General features: G+C 66.4%; 1 pseudogene. It reads left to right on the forward strand.

From position 1 onward, the window contains the following. Positions 1 to 15 precede the first annotated feature (15 nt). Positions 16 to 292 (forward strand): annotated as a pseudogene (locus HCN08_RS34630) (discoidin domain-containing protein); the annotation flags it as partial.

Raw genomic sequence — 292 nt, forward strand, 5'->3', positions numbered from 1 at the left:
ACGGACTGGACGAACATGCAGTCGGAGATCAAGACCGACTGGACGAACAAGATGAAGGCCCACACCGCCAGTTCGGCCTACGCCAGGCAGAACGGCAAGCCGGTGGTGTGCATCTGGGGCTTCGGGTTCAGCGACGACAAGCGGCCGTTCGCCCCGGCGCCGTGCCTGGACGTCGTCAACTGGTTCACGTCCCAGGGCTGCTACGTGATCGGCGGGGTGCCGACGTGGTGGCGTACCGGCGACCGGGACTCGCGGCCGGGGTTCTCGGACGTCTACCACGCCTTCGACATGC

The sequence above is a fragment of the Actinacidiphila epipremni genome, from assembly GCF_012034175.1.
GTDB classification, from domain to species: Bacteria; Actinomycetota; Actinomycetes; order Streptomycetales; family Streptomycetaceae; genus Actinacidiphila; species Actinacidiphila epipremni.